Raw genomic sequence first — 16,379 nt, 5'->3', positions numbered from 1 at the left:
GGCCCCGCCGTTCGGGACGGCGGGGCCGGATTCGTCAGGTAATGACGTTGGGCGCGTCGCGGCCGGTATGGGCCTTGATGCCCGCGATCTCGTCGGCGGCGGCAATGATCGGCGCCAACGCGTCCTGCGGGTCGCGGTCGCATTTGGCGGGGTCGGTCTCCAGCGCTTCGAGATAGACGCGCAGCGTCGCGCCCACCGTGCCGGTGCCCGAGAGCCGGAATACAACCCGGCCGCCATCCTCGAAGCCGATGCGCAGACCCTGCGCCGTGGCACGGCTGCCATCGACCGGATCGTCATAGGAGAACTCGTCGGCGGACTTCACCGTCAGCCCGCCGAAGCTCTGGCCCGGCAGGCTGCCCAGCTTGCCGCGCAGCCCGTCCATCAGCGTGTTGGCCTTGTCGGTCTCCACATCCTCGTAGTCGTGGCGCGAGTAGTAGTTGCGCCCGTATTCGGCGTAATGCTCGGCCAGCAGCTCCTTCACGCTCTTCTTCGTCACAGCGAGGATGTTGAGCCAAAGGAGCACCGCCCAGAGCCCGTCCTTCTCGCGCACGTGGTCCGAGCCGGTGCCGGCGCTTTCTTCGCCGCAAAGCGTCGCCTTCCCGGCATCAAGCAGGTTGCCGAAGAACTTCCAGCCGGTCGGCGTCTCGTAGCAGGCGATGCCCTTCTTCTCGGCGACGCGGTCCACGGCGGCCGAGGTCGGCATGGAGCGGGCCACGCCCTTGAGGCCGCCGCTGTAGGCCGGTGCGAGATGGGCATGGGCCGCGAGCAGCGCGAGGCTGTCGGAGGGGGTGACGTAGACGCCGCGCCCCATGATCATGTTGCGATCGCCGTCACCATCCGAGGCGGCGCCGAAATCGGGCGCGTCGTCGCCCATCATCGCATCGACCAGATCCTTGGCCCAGATCGGGTTCGGATCCGGGTGACCGCCGCCGAAATCAGGCGACGGCGTGCCGTTGACCACCGATCCCGAAGCAGCGCCGAGCCGGTTTTCGAGGATTTCGACCGCATAGGGGCCGGTCACCGCGTGCATCGCGTCGAACCGGACGCGGAAGCCCGAGGCGAGCAATTCGCGGATCGCGTCGAAGTCGAAGATCTCCTCCATCAGCATCGCGTAATCGGCCACCGGGTCCACCACCTCGATCTGCATATCGCCGAGGCTGGTCGTGCCGGGGGAGACGAGATCGACGTCCTGCGCCTCGACGATGCGGTAACGGGTCAACCCCTGGGTCGCGGCGTGGATCTTGTCGGTGATGCTCTCAGGGGCGGGGCCACCATTGGCGGCGTTGAACTTCAGCCCGAAATCCTCGTCCTCGCCGCCGGGGTTGTGGCTGGCCGAGAGGATCAGCCCGCCATCGGTGCCGCGCTTGCGGATCAGGTGCGAGGCGGCGGGGGTGGACAGGACCGCGTCCTGACCGACGATGACCTTGGCGGCGCCGTTGGCGGCAGCCATGCGCAGGATCACCTGCGCCGCGCGGTCGTTGAAGTAGCGCCCGTCGCCTCCGAGAACCAGAGTCTTGCCCTCGACCCCGCCGATGCCGTCGAAGATCGACTGCACGTAGTTCTCGAGAAAATGCGGGCCCATGAAGACGCGCGTCTTCTTGCGCAGGCCGCTGGTGCCGGGCTTCTGGCCCTGGATCGGCTTGGTATCGACCGTGATCGGTTTCATGTCAGTCTCCTCGGCTTGCGGGTGTCTGGGCGGTCTCTGCGGGTTCGAGCACCATCACCACCACGGATCGGCCGCGGATGCGGGTGCGCAGCCCGTGCGGGCGCGGATCGGCCATGGGCCGGGCGCTGTCGATATGGCGCACCCATTGATAGCCCTCGGGCGGGGCGGGCAAGGCGACCGGGCAGGGGCCGCCATTGTTGATGACGATGAACAGCGCGTATTCCAACGCCGCGTAGTCTGGCGTTCCCGACGCGGTGCGCATCTCGCAGGCCAGCAGTCGCCGCTCGGGGTCCTGCCAGTCGGCGTCGGTCATCGGTCGGCCGTCGGCGCGGCGCCAGAACAGATCGGTGCGGTTGTCGATCTTGCGGCTGCGGGCGTGCAGGAAACGCTTCTGCCGCAGGATCGGGTGGGCGCGTCGGAACGCCACCAGCTTGCGCACGAAGGCGAGGAAGTCCGGGTCGTTGCCCGACCAGTTGACCCAGCCGATTTCGTTGTTCTGGCAATATGCGTTGTTGTTGCCCTGCTGGCTGTTGCCCAACTCGTCGCCGGCAAGCAGCATCGGCGTGCCCTGGCTGATCATCAGCGTCGCCAGCATGTTGCGACGCCGCCGGGCGCGGGCGGCGTTGATCGACACGTCGTCGGTCGGTCCCTCGACGCCCATGTTGTCGCTGTGGTTGGCGGAATGGCCGTCGCGGTTGTCCTCGCCATTGGCCTCGTTGTGCTTCTCGTTGTAGGACACCAGGTCCATCAGCGTGAAGCCGTCATGCGCGGTCAGGAAGTTGATCGAGGCGGTGGCAGGCCGGTTGTCGTGGTCGAATTGCTGGGCCGATCCCGAAAGCCGGCTGGCCAGCTTGCCGATCATGTCGGGGCTGCCGCGCCAGAAATCCCGCACCTCGTCGCGGAACTTGTCGTTCCACTCCGAGAAAGGCGGCGGGTAGGCGCCGAGCTGGTAGCCGCCTGGCCCAATGTCCCAAGGCTCCGCGATCAGCTTGACCCGGCCCAGCACCGGGTCCTGGCGCAGTGCCTGGAAGAACGGGGCGTTGCGGTCGAAGCCATCGCGCCGACGGCCCAGCGTCGTGCACAGGTCGAAGCGGAAGCCGTCCACGCCCATCACCTCGACCCAGTAGCGCAGGCTGTCCATCACCATGCGCAGCACCATTGGATGCTCGATATTGAGGGTGTTGCCGGTGCCGGTGTCATCGATGTGGTAGCGTCGGTTCTCCGCCAGCCGGTAGTAGCTGGCGTTGTCGAGGCCGCGGAAGCACAGTGTCGGGCCGAGCTGGTTGCCCTCGCCGGTGTGGTTGTAGACCACGTCGAGCAGTACCTCGATCCCGGCGGAGTGGAACCGGTCGACCATGGCGCGGAATTCGGCGATATCGTGGGAGGCGAGGTAGCGCGGCTCGGGGGCGAAGAAGCCGATCGACTGGTATCCCCAGTAGTTCGAAAGGCCCTTTTCGACAAGGAAGCGGTCATTGACGAAGGCATGCACCGGGAGAAGCTCGATCGCGGTGATGCCGAGGCGTCCGAGATGGTCGATGATCCGGTCCGAGGCCAGCCCCTGGAAACGGCCTCGGCTGGCGATGTCGGGCCGGTCTGCGGTGAGGCCTGCGACATGCGCCTCGTAGATCACCGTATCGGCCATGGGCCGGTCGGGATGGCGCGCGGGCAACAGCTTGGAGGTGTCGCAGACCACCGAGCGGGTCATGTAGGGCGCGCTGTCGCGGGTGTCGTAGCTCAGATCTTGCAGCTTCGAGCGGGTGTCGTAGCCATGCAGCGCGTCGTGCCAGATCGGATGGCCGCTGATCTGCTTGCCATACGGGTCGAGCAGCAGCTTGTTGGGGTTGAAGCGGTGGCCCTCGTCGGGGCGGTAGGGGCCATGGGCGCGGAAGCCGTAATGCTGGCCGGGTTTCAGTCCGGGGATGTAGCCGTGCCAGACATGCCCTTCGCGTTCGGGCAGATCGATCCGCGCGGTCTCGCGGCCGTGACGCTCGAACAGGCAGAGCTGCATTCGCGTGGCGTTTTGCGAGAAGACGGCGAAGTTGACCCCTTCGCCGTCATAGGTTGCGCCGAGCGGGTGGGGCCGGCCGGCGCTGATCCGGTTCTTCCTGTTCATGCCGCGGCGATAGCATCCCGGTAGAGCGCCGCATAGGCCCTCGCCGAGCTGGTCCAGCCGACCGGCTGGCGCATCGCGTTGGCCTGCAGCTGGGCCCAGACCTCCGGCTCGGCATGAAGGTCGCATAGCCGGTCGAGCGCCACGGCCAGCGGGTCCTTGGCGACCGGATGGAACTGCAGCCCGGTCGCCACGCCACGGTCGAGCGCGGCGGGAGAGGCGTTGATCACGGTATCGGCGAGACCGCCGGTCAGCGCCACCACGGGAATGGTGCCGTAGCGCAGGCCATAGAGCTGGGTCAGCCCGCAGGGCTCGAAGCGCGAGGGCACGAGGATCGCGTCGGAGCCGGCGATCAGCCGGTGCGACAGTGCCTCGTCATAGCCGATCCGTACCGCCACGTTGTCCTCCCGTGCGGCATCGCGGAACGCATCCTCCAGCGCCCGGTCGCCCGAGCCCAGAAGCGCCAGCTGGCCGCCGCGATCCAGAAGCGCGGGCAGCGCCTCGAGCAGCAGGTCGAGGCCCTTTTGCTCGGTCAGCCGCGACACGACACAGCACAGCGGCCCGGGGGCATCAGGCAGGCCCATCTCGGCGCGCAGCGCGTCGCGATTGGGCGCCTTCCCTGCCGGATGACGATAGCCTTCGGCGATATGCGGGTCGGTGGCGGGGTTCCAGGCCGTCTCGTCGATGCCGTTGAGGATGCCCGACAGGTCGCGCCGGCGGGCCCGCATCACCCCGTCGAGCCCCATGCCAAACTCGGGCCGCATCAGCTCGGCCGCATAGGTGGGCGAGACGGTGGTCAACCGGTCGGCGCGCATCAGCCCGGCCTTGAGCGCCGAAAGCTTGCCGTAATATTCGAAGCCGTCGGCGTGGAAGCGTGATCGTGGCAGACCGAGCCGCTCGATCATGTGGTGGCCCGTCAGTCCCTGGAACGCGATGTTGTGGATCGTCAGCACCGTCGCGCAGTCGCCGCCTTCGCGGTCGAGATAGTCAGGCACGAAACCGGCCTGCCAGTCATGGCAGTGGATCAGCTCGGGGCGCCATGCCGCGCCGTCGATCGTCAGACCCCGGGCCCCGATCCGCGCCGCCATGAGGCTGAGCGCGGCAAAGCGTTCGGGGTTGTCGGGCCAATCCTGCCCGTCCGGCCCGAGATAGATCGAGCCCTCGCGGGCGAAGAGATGCGGCGCGTCGAGCACCAGCAGGTCAAGCCCTGCCGCGTGCCCGGCGAGCAGCCGGGCCGGACCACCGAAGAGGTCGGATTCCGCGGCCACTTGCCCCGCGCCGTGGCCCAGTGCCGCCATCACCGCCGGGTAGCCCGGCAACAGCGTGCGCATCTCGACGCCCTCGGCGCGCAGCGCGGCGGGCAGGGCGCCCGCCACGTCGGCAAGACCGCCAGTCTTGACCAGCGGCGCGCATTCCGAGGCGACCGACAGCACCCGCATCAGAGCAAGGCCGCCCGCTTGTCGAGCATCGCCTGGGTAATCAGCGTCACGCCGCCTTCGGAGACGCGGAAGTGCTTGGCGTCTTCTTCCGGATCCTCGCCCACCACGAGCCCTTCGGGTATCTTCACGCCCGCGTCGATCACCGCGTTCTTCAACCGCGCATGGCGCGCGACGTTGACATAGGGCAGCACCACGGTGTGATCGAGCACCGAGTAGGAATTGGTGTGCACCTGCGTGAAGAGCAGCGAATTGCGCACTTCGGTACCGGAGATGATGCAGCCGCCCGATACCATCGAGGAGACGGCCGAGCCGCGCCGGTCCTTCTCGTCATGGATGAACTTGGCAGGCGGCACGCTTTCGGAATAGGTCCAGATCGGCCATTCGCGGTCCCACAGGTTCAGCTCGGGGTCGAAATTGGTGAGGTCGATATTGGCCTGCCAGAAGGCGTCGACCGTGCCGACGTCGCGCCAATAGGCCTCGCGCCCCTCGGGACGCACGCAGGAATCGTCGAAGCGATGCGCCATCGCCTTGCCGTTCTTGACGATGTTGGGGATCAGGTCGGTGCCGAAATCATGGCTGGAATTCTCGTCCTCGGCGTCCTTCGCCAGTAGCTCGCGCAGGAATTTCCACGAGAAGACATAGATCCCCATCGAGGCGAGCGCCTTGTCCGGCTGGCCGGGGATCGAGGGCGGATCCTTGGGCTTTTCGAGGAAGGAGGTGATGCGGCTGTTCTCGTCGACATGCATGACGCCGAAGGCGGTGGCCTCCATGCGCGGCACGGTCAGGCAGCCCACGGTGACGTCGGCACCCGAGTCCACGTGCTGCTGCAGCATGATCTCGTAATCCATCTTGTAGATGTGGTCGCCCGCGAGGATCACCACGTAATCGACGTCGTAGCCGTCGACGATGTCGATGTTCTGCGTCACCGCATCGGCGGTGCCACGGTACCACATGCTCTCCGAGACCCGCTGCGAGGCGGGCAGGATGTCGAGGAACTCGTTGCGCTCGGCGCGAAAGAAGGTCCAGCCGCGCTGGCAGTGGCGGATCAGGCTGTGCGCCTTGTACTGCGTCGCCACCGCGATCTTGCGGATGCCGGAGTTCATGGCATTGGAAAGCGCGAAGTCGATGATCCGCGCCTTGCCGCCGAAATAGACGGCCGGCTTTACCCGGCGGTCGGTCAACTCCCGCAACCGGGAGCCTCGGCCGCCGGCAAGTACGAAGGCCATGGAGCGCTGCGAAAGTCTGCGATGAGTCTGTGCCATGAGTACGGGCCTCCCTGTCCCTCGTCGTCCTGCCCGCGCGCCCGGCGCGGAGGCTCTCAGGTTCGTGAGCATAGGGCAGAATCAGCTATCAGCAACGTCCAAAGTCGCTTTGGAACACACGGATTTCGCAGGTTTTTTTGGTTTAGGCTAATCCGATGCGTGACGCGCGGCGGGCTGAGCCGATGACGCGGCGTAAGAGGGGCGCAAAACCAGATCGGCAGGCAAGGCGTGCTCGATCACCCGCTGCGCGTTGGGCACGTCGTTGTGCATCGCCCGCTGCGTCGCCGCCGCACGGCTCAACCCATGGCCGAGCCAGCGAGCGATGAGTCGCGCGCGCAACTCGGGAAGCGGCACGTCGAGCAGCGCCGAGATATCCCAGATCCGGGCCAGTTCGGACCAAGGCGCCTCGTCGAACAGCAGGTAGTTGCCTTCGACGATCACCACCCGGGCCTCGGCCTCCACCAGCTGCGCGCCGGCGATGGCGATGTCGCGCGTCCGGTCGAAGACGGGCGCCACGACCTCCTCGCCGCGCGCGAGCCGCTTGACCAGCAGCACGAAGCCGCGCGCGTCGAAGGTCTCCGGCGCGCCCTTGCGGTTGCGCAGGCCGCGCCGGTCGAGCACGGCGTTGTCGAGGTGAAAACCGTCCATCGGCACGAGCCGAGCCGAGAGTTTCTGTCGCTCCAGCCGCCGGGCCAGTTCGGCGGCAAGGGTCGACTTGCCGCTGCCGGGCGCGCCGGCGATGCCGACGATCACCCGGGGCTGGCGCTCGGCCAGTTCGTGGACCCGTTCCGCCAGCGCGTTGATGTGCGATGTCACGTCGAGCAAGCGCGCCTCTCGGTCCTGGTCGGCCGTCATGCGGCCTCGAACTCGTCTTCGGGTTCCTTTGCCCCCGTCATATAGGCAACCGCGTCCGACATCGAATGATTCTTGGGGTCGATGACGCAAAGCCTCTTGCCGAGACGGTGCACGTGGATCCGGTCGGCAACCTCGAAGACATGCGGCATGTTGTGGCTGATCAGGATGATCGGGATACCGCGCGACTTTACGTCGAGGATGAGTTCGAGCACGCGGCGGCTTTCCTTCACCCCGAGCGCGGCGGTCGGCTCGTCGAGGATGATCACCTTGGAGCCGAAGGCCGCGGCGCGGGCGACCGCCACACCCTGGCGCTGCCCGCCCGACAGCGTCTCGACCGCCTGATTGATGTTCTGGATCGTCATCAGCCCGAGGTCATTCAGCTTCTGGCGCGCGAACTGCTCCATCGCCGGGCGGTCGAGCTGACGGAGCCACTTGCCCCGGAAGCCCGGTTTGCGCAGTTCGCGCCCCATGAACATGTTGTCGGCGATCGACAGTGCGGGCGACATGGCGAGCTGCTGGTACACCGTTTCGATGCCGGCATGGCGGGCGTCGTTGGGCGAGTGGAAATGCACCTGCCGCCCCTCGAGCGAGACCTCGCCGTCGTCGGGCGTGACCGCGCCCGAGAGGGCCTTGATCAGCGTCGATTTGCCCGCGCCGTTGTCGCCGATCACCGCGAGGATCTCACCCGGGTAGAGGTCGAAATCGCAGTGATCGAGGGCGACCACCTTGCCGTAGCGTTTGACGAGATTACGGCCCGTGAGGATGGGTTTGCGGGTTTGCTGGGTCATGCCGACACCTTCCTGATCCACTGGTCCACGGCCACGGCGGCGATGATCAGCACGCCGATGAAAAAATAGGTCCACTGCGCGTCAGCCCCGAGCAGTCGCAGCCCGAGCGAGAACACGCCCACGATCAGCGCGCCGAACAGCGAGCCCATGATCGAACCGCGCCCGCCGAAGAGCGAGATGCCCCCGATCACCACGGCGGTGATGCTTTCGATGTTGGCGTCGTAGCCGGAGGTGGGCGAAACCGAGCCGATCCGACCGATCAGCGCCCAGCCGGCGAAGGCACAGATCAGCCCCGACAGCATGTAGACCGAGACGAGGGTGCGTTTGACGTTGACGCCCGACAGCTGCGCGGCCTCGGCATCGTCGCCCACCGCATAGACGTGCCGTCCCCAGGCAGTGTGGCGCAGCACCCATCCTAGCACGAGGATCAGCGCGATCATGAACACCACACCCACCGTGAACACCGCGCCGCCGATCTGGAACTTGGCGCCGAAGATCTGCAGGATCGGGGCGGCGGCCTCGATCTCCTGCGCCCGGATCGTCTCGTTGGCGGAATAGAGGTAGTTGGTGGCGAGGAAGATTTGCCAGCTGCCCAGCGTCACGATGAAGGGCGGTAGCCGCATCACCGAGACCAGCCAGCCATTGACGAAGCCGCAGGCGGTGCCGACGGTCAGCCCGCACAGAACCGCGATCGGGGCAGGGATGCCGTATCGGAAGGTGAACTGACCCATCACGACCGAGGAGAGCACCATGATCGCGCCGACCGAGAGGTCGATTCCGGCGGTCAGGATGACGAGGCTCTGCGCGGCGGCGACGATGCCGACGATCTGCACCTGCTGCAAGATCAGCGTCAGCGCGAAGGGCGAGAAGAAGCGCGAGCCCAGGAGCAGGCCGAAGATCACGATCGAGGCGAGCAGCACGATCAGCGGCACCAGCGCGGGCGTGACGTGCAACGCGTGCTGTAAGCGGCTGAGCGGGCTGCTGCGGTGTTCGTGGAACTCGGCTACCGTCTCGGCGCGTTTCTCGCGCACCGAGGCTTCGTAGTGATCGGTATCTGTCATGACGCGCCCCTCCCGTGGCGTGTGTCAGGGCACACGCCACCGGCGCGCAGCCCCTCGTGATCGGGGCGGGCACGGGGCCCGCCCCGTCTGGGACATCCTGCGCCCCCGAGGAGGCTCAGGACAAATCATTTGTGTGACAGGGCCTCAGCCCCAGCAGAGCTCCTGGCCTTCCTCGACCGAGATCGACTCGACGCCATCGACAGGCTCGTCGGTCACCAGCTTCACGCCGGTGTCGTAGAAGTCCTTGCCCTCGGTGTTCTCGGGCAGGGTGCCATCCTCGGCGTATTGCGCGATCGCCTCGACGCCGAGCCGGGCCATCTCCAGCGGGTATTGCTGCGAGGTGGCGCCGATGATGCCGTCGGCCACGTTCTGCACGCCGGGGCAGCCGCCATCGACCGAGACGATCAGCACGTCGTTCTCGCGGCCGATCGCCTTGAGCGCCTCGTAGGCACCGGCGGCGGCGGGCTCGTTGATGGCGTAGACGACGTTGATCTCGGGGTCCTTGGCGAGAAGGTTCTCCATCGCCGTGCGACCGCCTTCCTCGTTGCCGGCCGTCACGTCGTTGCCGACGATGCGCGGGTCGTCCTCGTCGCCCCACTTGTTCGGATCCTTGGTGTCGATGCCGAAGCCGGTCAGGAAGCCCTGGTCGCGCAGCACGTCGACCGAAGGCTGGCTGACGCCGAGATCGAGCATCGCGATCTTGGCGTTGGCGGCCTCTTCGCCGAGCTTGGCGGCGGCCCATTTGCCGATCAGTTCGCCCGCGAGGAAGTTGTCGGTGGCGAAGGTCGCGTCGGCGGCGTCGATCGGGTCGAGCGGCGTGTCGAGCGCGATCACCAAAAGACCGGCGTCGCGCGCCTGCTGCACCGCCGAGACGATGGCCGAAGTGTCGGAGGCGGTGATCAGGATGCCCGAGGCGCCGTTGGCGATGCAGGTCTCGATCGCGTCGACCTGGGTCTCGTGGTCGCCGTCGATGTTGCCGGCATAGCTGTTCAGGGTGATGCCGAGTTCGTCGGCGGCCTGCTGCGCGCCCTCGCGCATCTTCACGAAGAACGGGTTGGTGTCGGTCTTGGTGATCAGGCAGGCCGAGACATCCTGCATGTGGCTTTCGGCCTGCGCAGCGCCGGCCGAAATGAGGGCGAGCGCGGTTCCCGCGAGAAATCGTTTCATGGTGTATCCTCCCAGATGACCTCCGGCGCTCCTCAACGCCGGGGTTGACCAAACGTTAGTCTCGTTACCCGAGACCGGTCAATAAATAAATTAAGTTGATTTATTAATCGAACGGCTCCCATGATCGGCAGGGGAGGAGATCGGATGGACAAATCCGAAGTGCGCAGCCTTGCGGGCGGCGCGAACCAGCGCGGGTTGCGCGACCACAACGAAAGGCTGCTGCTCAGCCTGATGCAGCGACATGGCCCCATGCCCGGCAGCGATCTCGCCCGGCATTCGGGCCTGTCGCCGCAGACCGTGTCGGTGATCCTGCGCCGTCTCGACGAGGACGGGGTGATCACGCGCGGTGCGCCGCAACGCGGTCGCGTCGGCAAGCCGCGCGTGCCCGTGGGGCTCGACCCGGACGGGGCGTTTTCGATCGGCCTCAAGATCGGTCGACGCAGTGCCGACCTGCTGCTCGTCGATCTGCACGGACAGGTGCGGGGCGGGCTGCAGGACACTTATGGCTATCCCGATCCGGTCCGCGTGCTGGGCTTCCTTGAACATGGGGTGGCCGAGCTGGCAGGGCGGCTGCGGCCGAGGCTCCGCGACCGGATCGCCGGCATTGGCGTGGCGCGTCCGCATGAATTGTGGATCTGGCCCGAAACCATCGGCGCACCGCCCGCCGCGCTCGACGGCTGGCGCGAGTTCGACTTCCAGGCGGAGATCGCGCGCTTCTCGCCGCTGCCAGTCTGGGTCGAGAACGATGCCACCGCCGCCTGCCGCGCCGAGCACATCTTCGGCCGGGGGCGCGAGTTTCGCGATTACGCCTATCTTTTCATCGGCTCCTTCATCGGTGGCGGGGTAGTGCTCAACCATACCGTGCTCGAGGGGCCGCATGGCAATGCGGGGGCGATGGGGTCCCTGCCGACCCGCGACGCGCATGGCCGCCCGGCGCAGCTCATCGATACCGCGTCGCTGCATCTGCTCGAGCGGCGGCTCGTCGCCGCAGGACACGATCCGGCCCAGCTCTGGGCGCTGCCACAGGATTGGTCGGGCATGGAGGAGGTGCTCGAGCCTTGGCTCGACGAGGTCGCAGAGGAACTCGCGCGCGCGGCTGCGACGGTTTGCGCGGTGATCGATTTCGAGGCGGTGCTGATCGACGGCGGCTTTCCCGAAACCGTGCGCGCGGCCCTCGTGGGGCGGGTGCGCGCCGCGCTGGGCCGGGTCGACCTGCGCGGGCTGATCGTGCCGGAGATCGAGGCTGGTGCGGTCGGGGGCAACGCACGTGCGCTCGGCGCCGCCTGCGCACCGATCGTCGCGCAATTCCTGCTCAACACCCATTCGGGGTTCACACCCGGCTGAGGTCGGCGGGTCGCGCTTGTCAAGCGACGCAACTTGGCAGACAAACAGAAGGGTGCCTGCCGCGACGGCAGGCCATGGATCGGCACCGCGCGGGAACCTGCCTAGGCGTGCAATGGTTGTGCCGGCAAGCCATGCCCCGCGCCCGCGGGACGCATGCCAGGCCCTTGAGGGCCCGTAAATTGGAGACAGGGAATGTACTACGAGATGATCGGCTTTCACGGTGAACACCAGAGCGAGCACACCGCCGATGGCGTGCCGGAGCCGAAGCTCGACCGCTCGACATTGTTTCTCGACTTCGACGGCACGCTGGTCGATCTGGCGCCGCGGCCCGATGCGATTGAGGTCGATCCCGGTCTGGGCGACCTGCTTCGCTCCCTCTCCGAGCGGACCGAGGGCAGGGTGGTGATCATCACCGGCCGCGCGATCGAGGACGTGACGCAGTATCTGCAAGGCTTCGACGGCCCGATCATCGGCGGCCACGGCGCGCAGGAGCGGATCGAGGGTGAGATCTGCAACCACGAGTTGGCCAACCCCGAGACCGTCAAGCGACTGGGCGAAATGACCACCGCCTTCGCGGCGACCCATCCGGGGCTGATCTGCGAACAGAAGCCCACCGGCGTCGTGCTGCATTTCCGCCAGAACGAGGATCTCGCCTCGCAGGCCTATGCCTTCCTGCGGGCCCTGTCGGAAACCCATGAGGGCTTCGACCTGCACCATTCCAAGATGGCCTATGAGCTTCGCCCGCAGGGCATCGGCAAGGACGTGTCGATGAAGCGCCTGATGGAGAGCGAGAAGTTCAAGGGCACCATGCCGATCTTCTTCGGTGACGACGTGACCGACGAGCCGGCGCTGCATTGGGTGGCTGAGCAGGGCGGCATTGCCGTCAAGGTCGGCGAAGGCGAAACCGCTGCCGGTTGCCGGCTGGGGGATCCGCAAGCGGCGCGGAGGACGTTGCGGCGTTGGGTCGAGGCCTGAGCATGGCTGACGGACGCCTCATCGTCGTTTCCAACCGTATTCCCACCGAAGAGGCCCCGTCAGGCGGCCTCGTCGTGGCCTTGCACGACGCGCTCAAGGAGCGCGGCGGGGTCTGGATCGGCAATTCCGGCAAACGGGTCGCGTCTGACGAGGCGCAGAAGGGCCTGACCCGGATCGCCGAGACTCCCTATGCACGCTACAGCTTCGACCTCACCGAAGAGGAACATGCGGGCTTCTACCTAGGCTATGCGAACTCCACGCTCTGGCCGCTGTTCCACCACCGTACCGACCTCTTGGCCGTCGACCCCGATCAGGCGCGCATCTACCGCGAGGTCAACGACCGCGTGGCGGGGCTGATCGCCGAAGTGGTGCAGCCGGGCGATGCGATATGGGTGCACGACTACCATTTCCTGCCGTTGGCCGAGGCGCTTCGCAAACGCGGCGTCGCCAACCGGATCGGATTTTTCCTGCATATCCCGTTCCCCAACCCCTCCGACATGCCCGCCTTGTCGGAACGCAAGCTGATGCCGGGCTGGCTTTCGGCCTTCGACCTGATCGGCCTGCAGACCCGGCGCGACGTGTCCAACGCGCTCGATTTCCTGCGCGACAACGGCGCCGAACTGCTGCTGCGCGGCAAGATGAAATATGGCGACCGCAGCTTCGAGATCGCGAGCTTTCCGATTGGCATCGATGTCGATGCCTTCGTGCGCGCCGCCGAGGAGCACGCGGATTCCGGCGAACATCTGCGCTTGTCTCCCGGCGAACGGCTCGTGCTCGGTGTCGACCGGCTCGATTATTCCAAGGGTTTGCCGCAGCGCTTTGCGGCCTTCGGCGAATACTTGTCGAACCGCCCCGATCCCAAGATCCGCGCCACCCTGTTGCAGATCGCGCCGCCCTCGCGCGAAGATGTCGAGGCATACAAGGAAATCCGCCAGGAACTCGAGACCATCACCGGCCGCGTCAACGGCGAGATGGCCGAGCTCGACTGGACCCCGATCCGTTACATCCGCCGCAACATCCAGCGCGACATCTTGGCGGGGCTCTATCGACGCGCCGACGCCTGCTTGGTGACGCCGCTGGCCGACGGGATGAACCTCGTCGCCAAGGAATTCGTCGCCGCGCAGGATGGATCCGATCCCGGTGTGCTGATCCTGTCCCATTTCGCCGGAGCGGCGGAGCAGATGGAGGCAGCGCTGATGGTGAACCCCTATGATCCGGGCGAGACCGCCCGCGCGATCGAGCAGGCGCTCTCGATGCCACTGCACGAGCGTCAGGCACGTCATCTGAGCCTGATGCAGACCATCCGCGCCACCGATATCGGCTGGTGGACGCGCACCTATCTGTCGGCGCTCTTGGAGAGGGAAGAGAAGGCGCCGCGCTGATTTTCAAGCGGCACATTTTTTCGGGAACCTTGGACGGCGAGACGGGTTGGATGGAAGAAGAGGCGCCGTTCCCTCGCCTCTCTCATTCCCCAAGGCCGGCGGCCGCTGCTTCTGATCATTCCCTCGGGGAGCAGCGACCGCCGGCCACCCCATTTTCCCCGCACACTTCACAACTTCCGGCTGCCATGCCATCTTCGCCGTGAGCGAAATTCCGCTCGGATAGAGCGGAGCCTGCATGCCCATCCTTTCGGCCCGGACGCGCCTGACCTTTCGCCGGTTCACGAAGCTACTGGGCGGGTTGTGGACACTGGCCGGCGACGTGCAGCTAGGGCTGATCGCGGCGGGTGTCGCCTTCTATTCGATCTTTGCCATCTTCCCCGCGATCGCGGCGCTGATCGCGGTATTCGGCCTTCTGGCCGACCCCACGGTCATCGAAGCGCAGCTCGAACTGATGCACGAAATCATTCCCGTCGAGGCCTATGGCCTGTTGCGCGACCAGCTCAACCTGATGCTGGCGACGCGGCCGGAGACACTGGGCTTCGCGACGATCCTTTCGACGCTAGTGGCGTTGTTCTCGGCCCGCAACGGTGTGGCCTCGTTGATCCTTGGGCTGAACCAGATCTATGGCCGTCCCAACCGCAATGGGGTGCGACAGATCCTGGTGGCGCTGTTGCTGACCGTGTCGCTGATCGCGATCGCCGTCCTAGCCATGCTGGTGGTGGTGATCGCGCCGATCCTGCTGGCGGTGCTGCCCCTCGGCCTGCGGGTCGGCTGGGCGCTCGAGGCGGTGCGCTGGATCGCGGCCTTCGGGGTGGTGCTGGCCGGGCTCGGGGTGATATACCGCTTCGGGCCGAACACGCGCGGCATGCGCGGTCGCTGGATCACGCCGGGCGCCTTCCTCGTGATCCTGTTCTGGCTCGCCGCCTCGGCCGGGTTTTCCTACTACCTGTCGCATTTCGGCAAATACAACGAGGTCTACGGCTCGATCGGCGCCGTGGTGGCGCTGCTGATGTGGCTCTATATCTCGGCTTGGCTGGTGCTGCTGGGCGCCGCCGTCAACGTGGTCTGGGCGCGCGTACTACGTGCCGAGACGCCTTCTCGGCCGCAGCCCTCTCCGATCGAACATCGGCCGATCCGGATTGGGTGAATACGGCCCGGCGCGATCGCCGGGCCGTGATCTGTCCTCAGCCGTGCAGCGGACCGGTCGAGGAGAAGAACATCGCCTGGCTGACCGCCGAACGCACCTGCTCTTCGCCATAGGGCTTGGAGATCAGGAAGGCCGGCTCGGGGCGCTCGCCCGTCAGCAGTCGCTCGGGGAAGGCGGTGATGAAGATCACCGGCAAGTTGCCATGCGCCTCGAGGATGTCGCGCACCGCGTCGATGCCCGAGGAGTTGTCGGCCAGCTGAATGTCGGCCAGTACGAGGTCGGGCTTCTCCTGTTGGGCGAGCTTGACCGCGTCGTCGCGGGTCCGCGCGACGCCGGTGATGGCGTGACCCATGTCGGAGACGATCGACTGCAGGTCCATGGCGATGATCGCCTCGTCCTCGATGACCAGGATCCGGCCCGAGATGCTGTCTTCCATCTCCTGCCGGGCGATCTTCACGAGATGCTCGACCTCGTCGATGTCGATCTGCATGATCTCGGCGATCTCTTCGCTGGAGAAATCCTCGATCGTGTGGAGCAGCAGCGCCTCGCGGGTGTTCGGGGTCAGCTTGGCGAGATGCGCCTGAGCTGCGGCGGCGAGGCCGCTTTCGTCACCCGAGACGGGTGCACCGGAGCTGATCCAGATGGTATGGAACACCCGGAACAGCGCGGTGCGCGGAGAGGCGTCCGTGTCGAAGACCGAGCGATCCTCGAGGATCGCCTCGAGCGTCGCCGCGGCATAGGTGTCACCGCTATTCTGGCTCCCTGTCAGCGCGCGGGCATAGCGGCGCAGGTAGGGCAGCTCGTGCCCGATCACCGTGGCGAGGTCGGGTGCGGTGGTGGTTGTCGTCATCGGCTGAGAGTCCCCAAATTCATTTTTTCTGGAACCGAACGTGCCCATCGGCATTGTGGTTCCATGATGCGGCCATGCTAAGCGAGGCTGCCGATAATGACGAGGGTATAAGCGGGAATGACACAAAGGGACCAGGGAAGCGCGCGTGGCGATATCGACGCCCACCTCAAGCGCGCGTTCCAGCAGCTCACCGACGAGGCCTTGCCGGACCGGTTCACCGATCTGTTGGCGAGACTGAAAGCTGGTGAGGGTGCGGAAGCCGCATCGTCCGAGGCCGACCAGCCGTCGCCGGACCGGGAAACCGCGCATGCAGGCAAGGTGGGCAGGGGCTAG

General features: G+C 66.4%; 14 protein-coding genes. 5 read left to right on the top strand and 9 right to left on the bottom strand.

The genetic code is table 11. The annotated features are described in order from the left end of the window. Positions 1–34: 34 nt before the first annotated feature. From T8T21_RS06035 to T8T21_RS06000, 8 genes are all read right to left on the bottom strand, one after another. Positions 35–1,666, bottom strand: coding sequence for an alpha-D-glucose phosphate-specific phosphoglucomutase (locus T8T21_RS06035; RefSeq protein WP_322337195.1), 1,632 nt, complete (start codon positions 1,664–1,666; stop codon positions 35–37). A 1-nt stretch (position 1,667) separates the two neighbouring features. Continuing rightward, complete coding sequence (gene glgX, locus T8T21_RS06030) at positions 1,668–3,779, bottom strand: glycogen debranching protein GlgX (RefSeq protein WP_183474767.1); 2,112 nt, start codon at positions 3,777–3,779, stop codon at positions 1,668–1,670. Next, positions 3,776–5,215, bottom strand: coding sequence for a glycogen synthase GlgA (gene glgA / locus T8T21_RS06025; RefSeq protein ID WP_322337194.1), 1,440 nt, complete (start codon positions 5,213–5,215; stop codon positions 3,776–3,778). Before glgA ends, glgX begins: the two co-directional genes overlap by 4 nt. Continuing rightward, complete coding sequence (glgC, locus tag T8T21_RS06020) at positions 5,215–6,477, bottom strand: glucose-1-phosphate adenylyltransferase (protein WP_322337193.1); 1,263 nt, start codon at positions 6,475–6,477, stop codon at positions 5,215–5,217. The genes glgA and glgC overlap by 1 nt, the downstream gene beginning before the upstream one ends. Positions 6,478–6,624: 147 nt before the next feature. Beyond that, the gene (locus T8T21_RS06015) at positions 6,625–7,332 is read right to left on the bottom strand and encodes a nucleoside/nucleotide kinase family protein (protein WP_322337192.1); all 708 of its coding nucleotides are present in this window, start codon (positions 7,330–7,332) and stop codon (positions 6,625–6,627) included. After that, positions 7,329–8,120, bottom strand: coding sequence for an ATP-binding cassette domain-containing protein (locus T8T21_RS06010; RefSeq protein WP_322337191.1), 792 nt, complete (start codon positions 8,118–8,120; stop codon positions 7,329–7,331). The genes T8T21_RS06015 and T8T21_RS06010 overlap by 4 nt, the downstream gene beginning before the upstream one ends. Continuing rightward, on the bottom strand, positions 8,117–9,181 hold the full coding sequence (locus tag T8T21_RS06005) for an ABC transporter permease (RefSeq protein ID WP_322337190.1): 1,065 nt from the start codon (positions 9,179–9,181) through the stop codon (positions 8,117–8,119). The genes T8T21_RS06010 and T8T21_RS06005 overlap by 4 nt, the downstream gene beginning before the upstream one ends. A 144-nt stretch (positions 9,182–9,325) precedes the next feature. After that, positions 9,326–10,348 carry a sugar ABC transporter substrate-binding protein gene (locus T8T21_RS06000; protein WP_322337189.1) on the bottom strand — a complete coding sequence of 341 codons (1,023 nt, stop codon included), beginning with the start codon at positions 10,346–10,348 and terminating at the stop codon, positions 9,326–9,328. A gap of 144 nt (positions 10,349–10,492) precedes the next feature. Here T8T21_RS06000 and T8T21_RS05995 point away from each other — a divergent pair, with 144 nt between their 5' ends. The 4 genes from T8T21_RS05995 to T8T21_RS05980 all read left to right on the top strand — a co-directional run bounded on the left by T8T21_RS05995 (position 10,493) and on the right by T8T21_RS05980 (position 15,196). Next, complete coding sequence (locus T8T21_RS05995; RefSeq protein WP_322337188.1) at positions 10,493–11,692, top strand: ROK family transcriptional regulator; 1,200 nt, start codon at positions 10,493–10,495, stop codon at positions 11,690–11,692. A 192-nt stretch (positions 11,693–11,884) separates the two neighbouring features. Then, positions 11,885–12,667, top strand: a complete 783-nt coding sequence (otsB, locus tag T8T21_RS05990) for a trehalose-phosphatase (RefSeq protein ID WP_322337187.1) — start codon at positions 11,885–11,887, stop codon at positions 12,665–12,667. Between the two features lie 2 nt (positions 12,668–12,669). Continuing rightward, complete coding sequence (locus T8T21_RS05985) at positions 12,670–14,049, top strand: alpha,alpha-trehalose-phosphate synthase (UDP-forming) (RefSeq protein ID WP_322337186.1); 1,380 nt, start codon at positions 12,670–12,672, stop codon at positions 14,047–14,049. 235 nt (positions 14,050–14,284) lie between these two features. Next, on the top strand, positions 14,285–15,196 hold the full coding sequence (locus T8T21_RS05980; protein ID WP_322337185.1) for a YihY/virulence factor BrkB family protein: 912 nt from the start codon (positions 14,285–14,287) through the stop codon (positions 15,194–15,196). 37 nt (positions 15,197–15,233) lie between these two features. Here T8T21_RS05980 and T8T21_RS05975 read toward each other — a convergent pair whose 3' ends face one another. Then, positions 15,234–16,046, bottom strand: coding sequence for a response regulator (locus tag T8T21_RS05975; RefSeq protein ID WP_183475327.1), 813 nt, complete (start codon positions 16,044–16,046; stop codon positions 15,234–15,236). A 117-nt stretch (positions 16,047–16,163) separates the two neighbouring features. Here T8T21_RS05975 and T8T21_RS05970 point away from each other — a divergent pair, with 117 nt between their 5' ends. After that, positions 16,164–16,379, top strand: coding sequence for a NepR family anti-sigma factor (locus T8T21_RS05970; RefSeq protein WP_183475328.1), 216 nt, complete (start codon positions 16,164–16,166; stop codon positions 16,377–16,379).

This window comes from Limimaricola variabilis, assembly GCF_034371605.1.
In the GTDB taxonomy this organism is placed as follows: Bacteria; Pseudomonadota; Alphaproteobacteria; order Rhodobacterales; family Rhodobacteraceae; genus Limimaricola; species Limimaricola variabilis.
This window is presented reverse-complemented; position numbering and strand designations above follow the sequence as displayed.

What these genes read in the sequence shown, in the direction of transcription:
- T8T21_RS06035 (WP_322337195.1), bottom strand. Translation starts at nt 1,666, where the DNA reads ATGAAACCGATCACGGTCGATACCAAGCCGATCCAGGGCCAGAAGCCC.
- glgX (WP_183474767.1), bottom strand. Translation starts at nt 3,779, where the DNA reads ATGAACAGGAAGAACCGGATCAGCGCCGGCCGGCCCCACCCGCTCGGC.
- glgA (WP_322337194.1), bottom strand. Translation starts at nt 5,215, where the DNA reads ATGCGGGTGCTGTCGGTCGCCTCGGAATGCGCGCCGCTGGTCAAGACT.
- glgC (WP_322337193.1), bottom strand. Translation starts at nt 6,477, where the DNA reads ATGGCACAGACTCATCGCAGACTTTCGCAGCGCTCCATGGCCTTCGTA.
- T8T21_RS06015 (WP_322337192.1), bottom strand. Translation starts at nt 7,332, where the DNA reads ATGACGGCCGACCAGGACCGAGAGGCGCGCTTGCTCGACGTGACATCG.
- T8T21_RS06010 (WP_322337191.1), bottom strand. Translation starts at nt 8,120, where the DNA reads ATGACCCAGCAAACCCGCAAACCCATCCTCACGGGCCGTAATCTCGTC.
- T8T21_RS06005 (WP_322337190.1), bottom strand. Translation starts at nt 9,181, where the DNA reads ATGACAGATACCGATCACTACGAAGCCTCGGTGCGCGAGAAACGCGCC.
- T8T21_RS06000 (WP_322337189.1), bottom strand. Translation starts at nt 10,348, where the DNA reads ATGAAACGATTTCTCGCGGGAACCGCGCTCGCCCTCATTTCGGCCGGC.
- T8T21_RS05995 (WP_322337188.1), top strand. Translation starts at nt 10,493, where the DNA reads ATGGACAAATCCGAAGTGCGCAGCCTTGCGGGCGGCGCGAACCAGCGC.
- otsB (WP_322337187.1), top strand. Translation starts at nt 11,885, where the DNA reads ATGTACTACGAGATGATCGGCTTTCACGGTGAACACCAGAGCGAGCAC.
- T8T21_RS05985 (WP_322337186.1), top strand. Translation starts at nt 12,670, where the DNA reads ATGGCTGACGGACGCCTCATCGTCGTTTCCAACCGTATTCCCACCGAA.
- T8T21_RS05980 (WP_322337185.1), top strand. Translation starts at nt 14,285, where the DNA reads ATGCCCATCCTTTCGGCCCGGACGCGCCTGACCTTTCGCCGGTTCACG.
- T8T21_RS05975 (WP_183475327.1), bottom strand. Translation starts at nt 16,046, where the DNA reads ATGACGACAACCACCACCGCACCCGACCTCGCCACGGTGATCGGGCAC.
- T8T21_RS05970 (WP_183475328.1), top strand. Translation starts at nt 16,164, where the DNA reads ATGACACAAAGGGACCAGGGAAGCGCGCGTGGCGATATCGACGCCCAC.